This is a genomic window from Flavobacterium sp. T12S277, assembly GCF_048514875.1.
In the GTDB taxonomy this organism is placed as follows: domain Bacteria; phylum Bacteroidota; class Bacteroidia; order Flavobacteriales; family Flavobacteriaceae; genus Flavobacterium.
The window spans coordinates 168,769-185,162 of the sequence record NZ_JBLYEG010000006.1 but is presented as its reverse complement, the minus strand read 5'-3'; the positions used below and the strand labels follow the sequence as shown (position 1 = coordinate 185,162).

6 protein-coding genes are annotated in these 16,394 nt (G+C 38.0%); 3 read left to right on the top strand and 3 right to left on the bottom strand.

The window, feature by feature from the left end:
- Positions 1 to 94 precede the first annotated feature (94 nt).
- The 3 genes from ACN1CN_RS11305 to ACN1CN_RS11295 all read right to left on the bottom strand — a co-directional run bounded on the left by ACN1CN_RS11305 (position 95) and on the right by ACN1CN_RS11295 (position 8,234).
- Positions 95 to 724 carry a DUF4230 domain-containing protein gene (locus tag ACN1CN_RS11305; RefSeq protein ID WP_419135744.1) on the bottom strand — a complete coding sequence of 210 codons (630 nt, stop codon included), beginning with the start codon at positions 722 to 724 and terminating at the stop codon, positions 95 to 97.
- A gap of 117 nt (positions 725 to 841) precedes the next feature.
- Positions 842 to 3,160, bottom strand: a complete 2,319-nt coding sequence (locus ACN1CN_RS11300) for a BamA/TamA family outer membrane protein (RefSeq protein ID WP_419135743.1) — start codon at positions 3,158 to 3,160, stop codon at positions 842 to 844.
- Positions 3,144 to 8,234, bottom strand: a complete 5,091-nt coding sequence (locus ACN1CN_RS11295) for a translocation/assembly module TamB domain-containing protein (protein WP_419135742.1) — start codon at positions 8,232 to 8,234, stop codon at positions 3,144 to 3,146. The genes ACN1CN_RS11300 and ACN1CN_RS11295 overlap by 17 nt, the downstream gene beginning before the upstream one ends.
- Positions 8,235 to 8,830: 596 nt before the next feature.
- On the opposite strand from ACN1CN_RS11295, the gene ACN1CN_RS11290 reads away from it, so the two are divergent.
- Genes ACN1CN_RS11290 through ACN1CN_RS11280 form a run of 3 tightly spaced genes read left to right on the top strand, consistent with a single transcriptional unit; the run spans position 8,831 to position 16,348 of the window.
- Positions 8,831 to 13,417, top strand: coding sequence for a gliding motility-associated C-terminal domain-containing protein (locus ACN1CN_RS11290; RefSeq protein WP_419135741.1), 4,587 nt, complete (start codon positions 8,831 to 8,833; stop codon positions 13,415 to 13,417).
- A gap of 58 nt (positions 13,418 to 13,475) precedes the next feature.
- Positions 13,476 to 14,399 (top strand): type IX secretion system membrane protein PorP/SprF, encoded by a 924-nt coding sequence (locus ACN1CN_RS11285; RefSeq protein WP_419135740.1) that lies wholly within the window; start codon positions 13,476 to 13,478, stop codon positions 14,397 to 14,399.
- A gap of 11 nt (positions 14,400 to 14,410) precedes the next feature.
- Positions 14,411 to 16,348, top strand: coding sequence for an OmpA family protein (locus ACN1CN_RS11280; protein ID WP_419135739.1), 1,938 nt, complete (start codon positions 14,411 to 14,413; stop codon positions 16,346 to 16,348).
- Positions 16,349 to 16,394: the final 46 nt, after the last annotated feature.

Sequence of the window (16,394 nt, the reverse complement as noted above, 5' to 3'; positions counted from 1 at the left end):
AAAAAAATCTTGTCATTTTTGACAAACAATAGCAATCTGGTTGAAAATAAAAACTTAGAACCTTAGTATCTTAGCGTCTTAGTACCTCAAATAATCAAAGCTTCAAATCCTGATTCAGTTCTTTCTCAGATTCAATAGTTTTACCGTTGTATTGCAGTTTCCAGCCCATTGAATTGGTCAGGATTAAGATTTTAGACAATTCGCTTATTAATCGGTTCTGAGCATTTGTTTTCAGTGTAGAGCCCTCTATTTTTTTAGCCAGATTCGCTTTTACCGATTTATTGATTTTGTTGTAATCGTCTCCGGTAAATGGGTTCAGTTTGCTTTGTTCTACATCGTAAAACTGTATGTCCGGATTGATGGTGATTTCTTCTTTTGGAATGTTTAAAATCGTAATCGTTTTGTTCTTCTCGTCGATATCGTACTTCATTTTATGCAAATCGTAGGCTACGGTAACATTTGCATTGACCACTACAAGCGCTTTCTTCTCAAAGGAAACCATGTCCATTAAATACTTCTGCTGATTTTTATAGGTAATGACTTCAGAGAAATGGCCTTCGGTAACGACTAACTTTCCAACATTTAAGATTTGCTGTTGAATCAGATTGGTATTATAGTCGATAGTCGAATCGTCGTCTTTTTTGAATTCACAATACTTGAATGCCAGTACTATTACAAGTACGACCGCAACCAAAACTAGTATTCTCTTTATTAAATTTTGCATTCCATTAATTTATTAGACCAATTTACTTCTTTTTTTCAAGAGGTTAAACGTTTTCTGCTACGTTTTTTTTCAGCACCTGAACACTAGCGAAAAGGAAATTAAATTCGCAAAAAAAGACTAAAAAGGATATCCAATTGCAATGTTTAAAATCAAATTGTCTTTTCTCCAGGGGCCGCTTCCAAAATTAATATCGTCGATAACCCATCGCTGTCCTTGTGGCAAATAGGGTTTTCTCAACGGAAATGCCAGATCGGTTCTTAAAACCAGAAAAGACAAATCAAAACGCAATCCGGCTCCGGCTCCTACGGCAATATCTTTCATGAAATCTTTGGTAATTTCTCCGCCCTTCTTGTTTGGATCCGAATTGAGCAGCCACACATTTCCTGCATCTACAAATACAGCACCCCGAACAATACTAAAAAGTTTTGCTCTGTATTCGGTACTAAACTCCAGTTTCAAATCGCCTGACTGATCCGGAAGAAAGTTATTAGTCGTTTGTGTGTTGAGATAACTTCCCGGCCCGAGTGATCTGGCTCTGAAAGCCCGAATGCTATTGGTTCCTCCTACCACAAATTGTTTAGCCGTTGGCAAAGCTCGTGAATTTCCGTACGGAAGTCCTATTCCCAAAATAATCCTGCTGGCCAACTCACTTTCTTTTCCCAGTTTTAAATAATGCCTGAAATCACCTCTCATTTTTACGAACTGACTAAACGGAACGTCAAATATCTTTATGGTATCATTCTTCTTAATATTAGCGCCTGTCACCAGACCTGTAATGTTTCCGGCCAAATCTAAATCACCACTAAAGTAAAACGTATTTTTTCTACGCTTTTGCATGGTATTGGTGTAGGTGTAGGTATAAGTTGGCCCAAAAATAAGCTGCTTTTCAATTACTTTTTCCAAAGATGGATCTTGTTTAATATCTGCTAAATATTCAGCCGTCACGTGATTGGGACTCACATAAGTCACATCAATTACATTCAGTTGATGTTCTTTCCGAATGTTCTCTTTCCACTGGTATCCAAAAGATGTTTTAAACGAATTTAAAGCATACAATTGTGTTCGGTTTTGATATTCATACCGCACTGTTGCTTTGGTTCGCGGCACATATTCACTGGAACCTTCAATATGAAAAAACGGAACGATAAATCTTGGCCAGGTTAAACTGGTTTCTGTTCCAAGTTTGTAAATGTTTCTCCCGTTATTCGCTCCTGAAAGCTGAAAATCGGCACCGCCAAAAATAGAAACCGTCAGTAATTCTGCACCGCGAAATAAGTTTCTGTTGTTCCAATTTAGATTTACTTCTGTTCCAGTATAACTGGCCGAATTTGTTTTCCCCAAAACTTCTACCCGAATAAATTTCTTTGGCAAAAGTGTTAGATAATAATACGCATCCAGCGCATTTGGCAAACTATCAGAAGGCTTAAATTCATTCTTAACAAAACTGAATGTTCCCAGATTCACAAAGCGATTTAGGGTCAGATTGTGGTCTTTACGGTTGTAGACATCTCCTTTTTTGAAGTAGATCGCGCGGTCAAAAACTCTTGGTTTAAAAGTATTCGCCGTATCAATAATGGTGAAGTCTTTGTACTGAACCACATCTTTGGGCTGGTATTTTACACTGTCTTTTGAAATGGTAAAATTCGGATAAACTATAACTTTATTAATCTTGTAAGCGGTAAGCGCTTTTGGAGGCGTATCTGCTTTAATGACCAATCTAATTTTTACTTCATGATCTCCTTTACTGCTGTCGACCTGAGCCAAAAGATAGTCAGGGTTAAAATAATAATACCCTTTCTCCTTCAGTCTGGCGTCGATACGCTCCCGTTCTGCTTTTATAACATCCAAATCATAGGGCTGCCCCACTTTCAACAAACTTCTTCGGCTTGATCTTCCGATTATTCTGGACATTGCCAATGAATCATCAGGAAAAATCACGCTTTTAATCGTGTACTGCTTTTTGGGCACTACTGTATATTCTGCCGTAGCTCTTTTATCGCTAACGGTCGAGTCGGCACTCACGCGGGTTTTAAAATACCCTCTGTTTTCGGTAAAATTCCGAAGAACAGCGGCATTATAGTCTAAGTCGACTTTACTAAAAAGTACTGGAGGTTCGCCCACTTTAGTGCGCAGCCAATATCGGATTCCTTTTTGCTTTTTAGGTTCTCCGGCCATATTATAAAACCATAGTTTAGGCCGCAATCCCAGAAACTGTTTGTTTGGTTTCGGGCGCAGCAAATCATTCAGTTCGCTCTCCAGTTCTTTTCGTTCTTTCTTTTTAAGAATAGAATCTTTTACAGTTACAGAACCTCCTGTGTATAATAAATCGCCTTCCGGCAAATACTTTGTATTACTGCATCCAAAAACAAAAAATAAGGATAGCGCAGCAAAACAGCTGATGTATTTCATGCTCCTGTTGCTATGTTTTTTGCTCATTTCCTTCTATTTGATTTTCCTTTTTTTGCTTCTCTTCTTTCTCTTTGAGTTTATTTTTTTCCTTGCGCAGTTTCTCTTCTCTTATCATTTCTTTTTCGGCTGCACTGCGATGAAAAAGCTCGCGGAATTTATTATAACTCATGGTGATGATAAAGGCAACCCCTGTTTCGACTACCTGTCCTTCAACGGCCACCTGATATTCGTTTTTTCGATATGCACGAACCATATAACGGCCGTCTTTCGTTAATTGATAATCCAGTGCCACATCGCCTGCAATATTCGTACTCTGTTCGTTGGCGCGTTCCTGGCCTTCCACCGCAAAGCTACTTCCTACAGTAACTTTTAATCGGTCGTTTAACAGCTTTTTAGAAACCCCTACGTTCAAATCTGTTCTGTTTTCTCTGCTTCCCGATGTATAATCGTCTGTTGACTCGAGATCAAATTCTAACTGAACTCCGGTGATTAATTCTCCGGCAAGATCATTTAATTGCTGTGACAAAATTTTACTCACACTTTGTCGTGCCAAAGATTCTGCACTGGTTCCCCCGCTTTCGCTCGAAAATGGGTTTTCGCCAATAAATCGGTTCAATAGTAAAAGAGCAAAAACCTGTTTGTTCAATTCTGCCGGTTCTTGTCTTAACTGCTGGAGTTTTGCTTTAGTAAGTGAAACTACATTTGCAGAAACATCATTATTGCCCTCCGGAAGTACGATATCAAAAGTGATTTCAGGTTTTAAAAGCTCCCCGTTCATTTTCAACAAGGTCTGAAACGGAATTTTCTGCTTATAGGTGTTTCGCTCGGTCGGATTATCCGTTGGCAATTGATTGCCCAATAAATCTATTGGTGCGGTGTTTACTTTATAAATCGCCGTTATATTCAGATTGGCCATGGTAGGCTCACCGTTCCAAATGATATAACTTCCTTTCTGAATATCAAATTTTCGTCGGATCATGTTGAAATTCATCTCATAAGCCCCATCCGAAAACTCGTATTTACCCGTTAAAGTTGTTTTTCCTGACGGATCGATTCCACCGGTAAGTTCGGCTTCTCCTTTTAAATTCAAATAATCACCGTTTCCTTTATCGATAACCAGTGTGAGTTCAGCTTCTTTGTCGATCGAAATAGCCACACTTACATCCATCCCCACTAACCTCGATTGATTGAGTTTTTGCTCCATCGCAGCCGTTTGTTTCAGGTACTGATTGTCTTCGTTGACAAACTCTACTATTCCGTCACGATCCGCTATGGAAGGATCGGATTGTGGCATTACCACGGTAAACTTAGTCGCTTTGTTTATTTTGATATTCCCACCAACTACAGGATTTTCAAGTGTTCCTTTGATGTTTAGTTTCGTATCTAACAACAGATCTCCATAAAACAAATCGTTGTCTTTTTCCTTCGAATGTATGGCTCTGAAATTATCTGCAACAACGGTTAAACCAAAGTCAAAACGAGTGTAATCTGTCGATTTGATGGTTCCGTTTACAATCAGTTCATTGTCATTTTCATCATGCAATGTGAAGGTATCAAAGGTGATCACATCGTTTTGAAGTGTTATTTTTTCATCGACTGTTTTAAAATAGGAGTTGAACTTTGTTACTCTGAACCCTGTTTCTTTAAAGTTGAGTTCTCCGTTTACTTTTGGAGCGGTTGCGTTTCCGGTAATTTTGAAATTCCCTGTTAAATACCCCGTCCCTTCAGTTAGATTGCCCATACTAAAGCCCTGAATGCTTTTGATGTTCAGTTTGTTCAGATTTAAATCAAAGTCCAGATTTCCATCGTCTATTTTGTAATTTCCGGTCAGATTCACCTCATTTCCTTCTCCGTCAAGCGTAACATTTGCTGCCAGTAAATTTGCTGTTTTATTGTCGACTTTTACCGCAATATTTCCAACCGGCTCTCCTTTAAAAGCAAACTGATCTATTTTTATGTCCGAAGTAAAAGTAGGTTTCGTCATCACATTTTCAACCAGAGCATTTCCATTGATCAGCCCCTGCATCAACAATTGATCTTTTTTGACGATGTTCATAATCGTCTCTATTTTGAAGTTGACAAAATCAACCTGCAACGGTGCATTATCCTGCTCTCCATGCGATTGAACTCTTAATTCGTTACCCGAATTTTCTAAGTTAAATTTATTGACATACAATCTTTTACCTCCAAACTCCACCACATTTTCCGGATCTATATTCCATTTATCATAGTTCAGAATAAAATTTTGAGCATCAATCCTGAGGCTGTTTTTTGAACCGTCATGTTTTAAATCTCCGGCAATAAAATACTGCTGTTTTTCTTTGGCATCTTTTACTTCCAATGCATAATCGAGAATATTGTTTTCGATTTTTCCGGACAAACTTGTAAACGGAATTTTTAAAGATCCGCTTTCAATCGTGCCAAACGAAACCTTGTATTCTAAAGCATTCTCTTTGGCTTCAATGTTAATTTTCCCATCGGCAATGGTATTGTCTGCATATACAATTCTCGGAATACTTCCGTTGATTTGAAGAGAATCGGTTACATTGTTATATTTCCCTGTCAGGGTAATCGGCTCTAAACCTTTTAATTCCGGGAGCAGTTTCAGTAAAATAGGATCGTTATCCACCTTTATTGTAAACGCCAAACGCTGCTCATCGGATTCGCCCTTTACTTTCGGATTTTTTAAATCAATGTATTTTGAGGCTGTTTTTTTCAGTGCTGCTGCTAAAGTCGTCAGTTTGTATTTACCATCGATTTCGGCGTTTAAAAACTGAGAAGATACTTTGATGTTGTTTCGATTTTGATCAGCAAAGGCAATTACCCGAATTGAATCGAGAATGATCGGTTCTGCCTCCTGTGCAATCTGAATGTTCGAAAGAAACACTTTTCCGTTTAAAAAATCAGGATTACTATTGGCAATATCGGCATCGACATTTCCGCGCAGCTTCATCGGACCGGCATGCAGGTTTAGTTTTTCGAGATCGGCAATGTCCAGGTTTAATTTTAACTGAATCGTAGGATACTTGTCTTTGGTATCTCCGCTTGCCGTTAAATTGAAATTCAGATTCGGGTCTTTCATTCCTGAATTTACCGCAAAAGAACCATTCGCAATATGCCCTTTTAAAGCCAAATCTTTATAGGTATATTTATTAAAGACTGCTTTCTGAACCAATCCGTCAAATTCTGCCTGAGCCGTTTTCGGGTCCAAACCTTTGCCTTTTACTTTTGCTTTAAGCGTAATTCTTCCTATTGAATCGTTTTTAATCAGTCTTCCCAAATCAAAATCGAGTAAGTAAACGGTCGCATCGTATTTTTCTTTTTTCTTGAACCTTTGATCAAACAAGGCGGCTACTTTTGCCTTACCGAAACTGCTGCTCAATGCCAGATTGGTTTTAAAATTCTGAACCGAACCTTTGAACTTTCCTTGTACATTTAACTGAGCGGGCAACTGAATGTTTTTCGGAATGGTTCCTGCTGGTACAAATGAATAAATATCTTTGGAGGTACTGGAAAACTTTTTGATGTCTAAATCATAATCTGCTTTTTGCGCGTCAGGCAGGCCTTTTATCTTTCCCGAAACAGCGACTTTTGTGCTTCCGATTCCACTCATTTCGAACTGTGGAATAGTCAGGTCTTTTATTTTTCCGCTCAAACGGGTGTTGAGATGCAAAACTGCATTTGGATTGCTTTTAAACGGATTGGTCTTTTGTAAATCGGGGGCAAAAAGCAAGATGTCCTTAAATCCGATTTTAGACTGGCTTAAAACGGCATCCAAAGTAAGATTGCCCAAGTCTTTAGAAATGGAAGCTATTGAAGGATAAGCAACCTTAATACTATTTTGAAAAAGTGTTTGCGGAGTTTTTAAATACAAATCGTTCAGGTACGCATTCTTCGGACCATAAAAGAAATTGGTTTTTAAAGCCTGCAACTGTAAACCGCTTTTATCGTTTACCGTCAGCGTTTTTATATTTCCTGAAATTGTATCATTCCCATAATACAATTTCTCTGCTTTAAAATTGAGCTGATCCAAATCCATATGACTATAATCGATTCCTTTAGCAATAGGCTTTGATTGCATATCATCAAATTTGAAGGCTATATTTTGTATGTCGATACGGTTTAGTTTTACTTTCCAGCCGGCCTGTTTTATGGCTGTGGTATCTAAATCAGGAGTTTGAAGCTGTTTGTCTTTTGCGCCCAGTCGTAAATTTCCTTTTAGATTTTTTAGTTCGAAAGCCTCAAAATCCAATAACTGACGGTTCAGATCAATTTTGTTTACCGATAAATTCAGCTCATCCAGTTTGATTCCCGAATCCAATCTGGAGTCTTTGTTGTCATACGCAATATCAATTTTTGCGAACCGGATCTTCCCTAATTTCAAATTGAAATCGGTTCTTTTCGAAATGGTATCAACGGTTTGCACCGATGCTTCTGCGATCTTCTCGACCACATCCTGATTCAATACTACTTTTAATCCGTTTAAATCAATATTCGGAATATTGAAATTCATTTTATCCAGATCGAATTCTTTGAATTTGGTATCAAAATGCGTGAGTTTTACGCGGATGTCATTTTTTGAAAAATCATCTTTAAAATCAAACTTTACATTGTCAAGATTTACTTTTACAACCGAAATTTTAAAAGGTTTGGCATTTGGATCTTCCGTTTTTGGTTCTTTCGATTCAAATGCTTTGATAATATAATCAAAATTAAAAACGCCTTTTTTATCTCTCGAAATACGAGCCGTTGTATTTTGCAGCGAAACAGAGTTAATTTCCAGTTCACTGTTGATCAGTTTAAACAAATCAACATCGAGCTCTAAACGTTTCCCGCTTAACAGTGTATCCTTTTTTTGATCTTCAAAGTAAAAACCTTCCAAAACAATATCTTTCGGAAATTCTATCGAAATGTGTTCTAGGGATACTTTGGTTTTTATCTTTTTATGCAGATAGGTAATCGCCTTATCTTTTACAAAATTCTGTACCGACGGAACCTGAATTAAAATAATAAGAAGCAATAAAAGCGTAATTACAGAAGCCATGCACCAAAGCAGTACACGAAGTGTTTTTTTTAGAAAATGAATGGTCTTTTTATTCATACGTCAATAAAACACATTTGGATTAATTTTAATTCATACAAAACTGTATTTACAAATTTGTGAAATTTAAACTTTAACAATTTACACAATTACCTGCAATTATTCTAAAATTTAGAGACAAATAATTGTTTTCTTACTTTTCTCGAGCCATGAAGGTACGAAGGTGTACACAAAAAACACAACCTTTAGAAACCAAAAACCTCACACTTATCAATGTCAGATTAAAAGGCTGTCATCGTTAATTTTCTCTAAAATTTAGATCTCTAAACACAATCAGACGGCTCCTTCTTGTCTTTTTAAGTTTTTTGTTTTGTACACAAATCTACTGTCTTTTGACCATTTATACTTGTCACCTGTTACTTAAAATAACCTCTTATTTCATTAACAATCCAATTATTGAATCTGAATTATTTGTCTTGATTGTCCTAAATACCTTTGCAGTAAGTTATGATAAAGGATGATGTTAATCAATTCAGCTTTGAAGGCATTACACATTTCATTATTGAGTTAAAAGAAATTTTAATGCCTTCTTCTGAATTGTCATTCTTCTAAACTTACCATACCCAAATCCAAAAACTTAATTTAACGAACTCACTATGAAGCCACTAAAATTAATCGTTGCGCTTTTCTATTTACTGCCTTTTGGTGCAGTTGCCCAAGCGGAAATTTCTGCTGTTGCAACTGATGCTTCCTGTACTGGTGATGGTAGAGCCGATGGTACAATTTCGATCACAGTTAAAAATGTTTCTCAGCCTCTGGTCTATGCTGTTGTAAAATCTCCTTATGATCCGGCTAATATTATTGCTTCTTCGGTTTCTCTGATTACGCATTTAGAACCGGGAGATTATTTTTATGGTTATTACGAAAACAATATTTTTATAAAAGCTGCCACTACCATAAAAGTAGGCAGCACCTATTCTTCCGTTTCACCAAGTATTACACGTTTTGATGCAGAAAATTACACCTATTGTGCATCAGAACCCAATCCTTTAGGCAGCATAAACATTACCATAAATAATGGTAACCCTCCATACACCATTGCCTTACTTAACGCTTCCGATAACAGTATTGTGCAAAATATACAAACCTCCAGCGGCTATTCGTCGCTAAAAGGTATGCCTAGCGGCTCTTATAAAGTCAGAGCCACCGATAATTGCGGTACCGTTATTTCTCCTCCCACCATAGTAAATCTCGCACCCAATGTGACACTTAAAGCCAATGATATTATTCTTGAAAAAGGAGAAATCGGTAACGTTGATCTTGTCTATAACATTCCCGGAAATGTCTGTTCGGGCATTAGCAGTGCTTCACTTCCTAACGGATTATTGGCTGTAGCCACTGGTGGGGCTCATATTAACCCTTTAATCTCTCCCCGTTTTTCAGGAACTCAAAACTATATTTATAAACTTGAAATTCAGAATGGATCAGGCTGGAATGTCTATGATAATTTGACGTATAATCAGGTTCGTCAATCTTTTCCGCTGCCTTCTGATCGCTCTAAATGGGGAATTGTCCGCCTGAGTGCCACTTATTGTAATCTGACCAAAACCGTTGAATTGGATTATGGTGCATCTTCTATTGGAATCCCAAGACCTTTTACCGATTTTGAATTTAGTATCGAAGATGATCCTCTGAATAACAATTGTAATGATACCGGACAGGTTTTGCTAAAAAACGTACCTAAAGATCAGGGAGGATGTCTTCCCTATACTGTAGAAGTAACTGACAACAGTACCGGTATCAAAAATACTTATACGATTACGGCTATAAACAGTTTGGTAGTCTGTAAACTCGATATTGGTAAAAACTACACTATAAAAGTAACGGATCATACCGGAATCGAAACAACAGCGTACACTTTTTTCAACAGAACGTCAAACACATCACCTGTAAAAACGGATATTACCGACCCAAAAAATGTTTTTATCGATCCTAATTACTTTTCTCCGGATAAGGATATAAGAGCCAAAGTACAATTTTTCACAGGGCCAAGCGGTAAATTCTTTGGCAGATCGGCACTGGCGGTATACCCTCCCATGGCTACTCCGGGCTTTGTAGGATTACAGGGAGAGGTTACTGTAAGCCTTGTAAGCGGTCCTTCTCCATTGGCTATAACAAAAGGTTCCGTGATTGGACTGGGAAACCAGTTACTGCCGGGGACCTATGCTATAAGAATCCAGGATTCCGGTTGTTTTAACGAAGTCTTTGACGTTGTTTTAGACAGTTATTTCACCAAAATTGAAATCACTAAGGTTAGCGCTGTACCCTCGCCAAGTGTTTGCGACCGCTATATCAAGAATGTAACGGTACAGGTTTCCGGTGTTGGCAAAACAGCCATGGACGATCATTTAAGAAGGCTCTACGGAATTGATTTTATCGATCTGGGATTTCTTACTGTACCTCCCGGTGCCAATCGTTTAAGCATTCCCGGTAACGCTACTATGTTAAGAACCGGAATTTTCAACTTTTCTTTTGAACCGGATGTGGCAGGGAACTATGAAATCGGTTTATCGCGACGTGTTGTGATGGGTATTTTGAATAAAAATCAATTATGGGAAAATACTTCGACCGCTGCCTTAAAGGTTACGCCTAACTTCCCTGTTTTTGATTTATCTAAATCAGGCGGAATTATCTGTTCAGGAAATGCTACAGGGGAGCTTCATGTCAAAGTGGATCAGGTCACTGAAGCAGTCACTTATTTTATAAAAAAAGAAACGGATACCGATTTTCCGTCAACCGGGCAAAAAGATCCTGTATTTAGAGGGCTGACATCAGGAAATTATATCGTAAAAGCAAAAACAACCTGCTATGAAGTCCTACAGCCTCTGATTTTAAGAAGTTCATTTTCAAAGCTAATAAGCGGAGAGAGTACCGTTTGTATCGGAGGGAACATCAAATTATCTGTCATACAAATTGGACCAGTAAATTCTATAAAGTGGACCTTGCCTAATGGTACTCAAATTGATGCCGCGGAACTGAATATCAATAATGTGACGGCTGCACAAATTGGCACCTACAAAGTAGAAATTAGTTCTTTAGGAGGATGTTATTTTACAGAATCTGTCAACGTTAGACTTGGAGGTCTTTCTACCCCAACAGGAAACGCTACACAGCAATTCTGCGCTGCTGCTAAGGCTACAGTAGCTGATTTAATAACCACAGAAACCGATGTTATCTGGTACGATGCATCAACAGGAGGAAATATTATTCCATCCGCAGCACTATTAATCGATGGTAAAACCTATTACGGAGCTGTAAAGTCCGGTACATGTGAGAGTACCGACCGTTTGGCTGTAAACGTTAGTATTACTGATCCAAAAACACCAACTGGCGCTGCTACACAGCAATTCTGTACTGCCGTTAAGGCCACAGTAGGGGATCTAGCAGTTTCGGGAACCGGTATTATTTGGTACGATGCATCAACAGGTGGAAATATCATTCCATCCGCAACACTACTAATTGATGGTAAAACCTATTACGGAACTGCAAAATCTGGTACATGTGAGAGTACCAACCGTTTGGCCGTAACCGTTAGTATTAGTGATCCAAAAACACCAACTGGTGCTGCTACACAGCAATTCTGTACCTCCGCTAAGGCTACGGTAGCTAATTTAGCAGCCTCTGGAACCGGTATTATTTGGTACGATGCAGCAACAGGTGGAACTATCATTCCATCTACAACACGACTAATTGACGGCAAAACCTATTATGGAGCTGTAAAGTCAGGTACATGTGAGAGTACCAACCGTTTGCCCGTAACCGTTAGTATTACTGATCCAAAAACACCAACTGGTGCTGCTACACAACAATTCTGCGCTGCTGTTAAGGCTACAGTAGCTAATTTAGTAGCCTCTGGAACCGGTATTAGCTGGTACGATGCATCAACAGCTGGAAATATTATTCCATCCACAACACGACTAATTGATGGTAAAACCTATTACGGAGCTGCAAAGTCAGGTACATGTGAGAGTACCAACCGTTTGGCCGTAACTGTTAGCATTAGTGATCCAAAAACACCAACTGGTACAGCCACACAGCATTTCTGCGCCGATAAGGCTACAGTAGCCGATTTAGCAGCTTCCGGAACCGGTATTATCTGGTACGATGCACCTACAGGAGGAAATATCATTCCATCCGCAACACTACTAATTGACGGTAAAACCTATTACGGAGCTGCAAAATCTGGTACCTGTGAGAGTACCGACCGTTTGGCCGTTACTGCAATTGTTAAAAATAATCTCCCTAATAAGGAGCCCGATTGGCATGCATCAACCTGTGTTACTGAAAAAGTAACCTACAACACTGTTCCCGGAATGTCCTCTTACAATTGGCATGTTTCAAAAGAAGGGACTATCGTAAATGGAGGTCACCCATCAGATGATTTTGTAACGGTTTTGTGGAATCATATAGGAAAAGGTTCTATAGAAGTCAATTATATTGATGAAACGAAATGCGACCCTCTTGTAATTATTCATTTTTCTATAGATGTAGTATCGTGTTCAAAACCCGATGGAGATTTTGATGGAGATATTGCATTAAAGAAAACCATAAACGATCCAATGGCAAACATCGGCCAACAGATTGTATTTACTATAGCTGCTGAAAATCTGGGAGAGCATAATTTCAACGATGTTCAAATTAGAGATATACTTCCGTCAGGATACATTTATACCTCGTCCAAAACTTCTTCCGGAGATTATAATGTAACAACCGGAATATGGAATTTACCCAACTTATCAGGCAAACAAACGGAAACATTGACTATAACAGCAAAAGTAAAATCAACAGGAAATTATCTGAACATTGTCTTTCTGGAAAATTCAACTCCGGAAGATCGCAATCCGCATAATAATAAAGCTCAGGCCGGTATTATAAATCCGGAAGTAATTGTTTTCAATATGGTTTCCCCAAATGGAGACGGCCGAAACGATTACTTCGAGATTAGAGGTCTCGAACGGTTCCCAAACAATACAGTAACAATATATAATTCCTGGGGAGTCAAAGTATTTGAAACTCAAAATTATGGTGCAAATAATAATTTCTTTCGCGGAATTTCTGAAGGCCGGGCAACCGTAAATAAACATGAAGGATTACCTCCGGGGACCTATTTTTATGTGCTCTCCTATGGAAACGGTGCGCTGATGACGGAAAAAAGCGGATACTTACATCTTACTTTCAGATAAAATACAGAGGATTTCAACATCCATTCGCAAAGAAGTTTCACCAAAAATAAAGATACAAATGAAAAAAAAATTAATTTTTTTAAGGTTCTTATTGCTTTTTAATATCATAAATATTGCCGCTCAACAAAATGCTCAATATACACAATACATGTACAATACCATAAATATCAATCCTGCTTATGCGGGATCAAGAGGGGTACTGAGTACTTTTGGGCTGTATCGGGCACAATGGATTGGTCTTGAAGGAGCTCCGAAAACCAGCACTTTTTCAATTAACTCCCCTATAAACAATAGTAATTTAGGTGTGGGTGTTTCTCTTGTAAATGACAAAATTGGTGCCTCTGATAAAAACTCTTTTTCAACAGATTTTTCGTATACGGTTCAGACTTCAGACAATTTTAAACTTTCATTCGGTCTTAAAGGAACTGTCAGTCTTTTTAATCTGGACACCAGCAAACTCAATCCCGCAGATTTGAACGATCCGCATTTACAAAATTTAAACAATGTCATCTCTCCAAATATCGGAGCCGGAGTCTATTGGCATTCTGACAAGGCTTACATCGGTTTGTCGGTACCGGATTTTATAGAGACCAATTATTATGATGATAATGAAGTTGCCATATTCAAAAATAGAATCAACTACTACTTAATGGGAGGATACGTATTCAATTTAAGTCCTTACAATAACATAAAATTCAAACCCGCAGTGCTTGCAAAACTAGTACAGGGTGCTCCCCTGCAGGTGGATGCCTCGGCCAATTTTATGTTCAACGATAAATTTATGGTTGGACTCGCCTATCGATGGGATGCCGCTTTTAGTACCATGGTTGGTTTTCAGGTTTCGGATGGTATGTACATCGGTTACGGTTATGATCTTGAATCGACAAAACTAAACAATTACAGTAATGGTTCACATGAAGTATTCCTGCGTTTTGAGTTTACCCGAAAACAAAGTAAAATGACAACTCCACGTTTCTTTTAAAATTATTTATTATGAAAAATTATATGCCCTTTTATATATTGCTAATAAGTTTATTTTCATTACACCTCTATTCGCAAACCACTAAAATAGCCACGGCAGACAAACAATATGCCAACTATGCCTATGTTGATGCCATTAAAACTTACGAAAGAGTGGCCTCAAAAGGCTACAAGTCTGCAGATATGTTCAAAAAGCTGGGTAACTCTTTTTACTTTAATGCTGAATTTGATAAGGCTGCAAAATGGTATGACGAATTATTTGCGGTGACTGGCGATGTGGAACCTGAATATTATTACCGATATGCACAATCGTTAAAATCAACAAACCGCACAGAGAAAGCCAATCAGATGCTTGATGTATTCAATCAAAAGTCAAAAAATGACACAAGAGGCAAGCTGTACAAAAAAAATGAAAACTATCTGGATTTGATTAAAGCCAATTCCGGACGCTACACGATTGAAAACGCTGGGATAAATAGTAAATATTCGGACTATGGAACAGCATTTTTCCAAAACAAAATTGTTTTTGCCACAGCAAGAGATACGGGAAGGCTGGGGCAACAAAGACATAAATGGACAGGGGAAAATTTCACCAATCTCTATGAAGCCGATTTGGATAAAGATTTTAACCCTGGTACACCCAAAAAAATAAAGTCGAAAATCAACAGCAAATTCCACGAATCATCCCCTGCTTTTACAAAAGACGGAACAACTATTTATTTTACACGCAATAATTATATTGATGGAAAAAAAGGAAAAAATGAACAAAAAATTACCTTCATAAAAATATACAAAGCCACTCTTGACAAAAAAAATGAGTGGAGCAATATTGTAGAACTACCTTTTAACAGCAATGAATACAGTACTGCGCATCCTGTTCTCAGCCCGGATGAAAAAACCTTATACTTTGCGTCGGATATGCCGGGAACAATAGGACAATCTGATATTTACATGGTCAAAATTCTTGGCAATGGAGGATACAGTCCGCCTCAAAATTTAGGCCTAGGAATCAATACTGAAGGAAAGGAAACATTTCCTTTTGTAACCGATGACAATGAAATTTATTTTGCTTCAGACGGACATCCCGGACTTGGTGGCTTAGATGTTTTTGTTGGAAAAATTAGCGATACCGGTGTGAGTAATATTCAAAATTTAGGAGCGGATATCAATTCTCCTAACGATGATTTTGCCTATATTATAGATGCCAAATCACGAAGAGGTTTTTTCTCGTCGAACAGAAAAAGCGGGCAAGGATCAGATGACATTTATAAATTTTTAGAAACACAAAGATTAAATACGGCTCACGAATTGTATGGCGTTGTAACTGATCTGGAAACCGATGAAGTTTTGCCAAATGCCAAACTTACCTTGTACGATCATGATCTGAATGTAAAAGATTCTACCTACTCTGATAAAAAAGGAAACTATAGTTTCATTATAGATCCTGATGTTCCGTACTACATCAGGGCCAAGAAAGAAAACTACACCACCTGGGAGCAAAGAATAGTGCTGTCAAAAGACCGCTCAAAAACCAATTTACCCATTCCGCTTGAAAAATCCCGTTACATCGTAACCGTCGGAGATGATTTAGGTAAATGTTTTGGTATCAAAATGATTTATTTCGATTTAGACAAATCCAATATTGGAAAAGAAGCCGCTTTAGACCTTGAAAAAATTCTGGATGTACTGAATCAGTATCCTAAAATGAAATTAGACATTCGCTCGCATACAGACAGCCGTCATACGCATCAATACAATCAGCTGCTATCGGATAAAAGAGCTAAATCTACTATAGACTGGCTGGTAAAAAATGGTGTGGATAAAAACAGATTAACCGGCAAAGGTTATGGTGAAACACAGCTTGTGAACCACTGCTCTGATAATGTAAAATGTACGGAAGAAGAGCATCAGATGAACAGAAGAAGTGAGTTTATTATTTCTGCACTCTAAAAACAACTGTGCTAAATCGCGGGAAATACAACGTTTCGTTTAAACT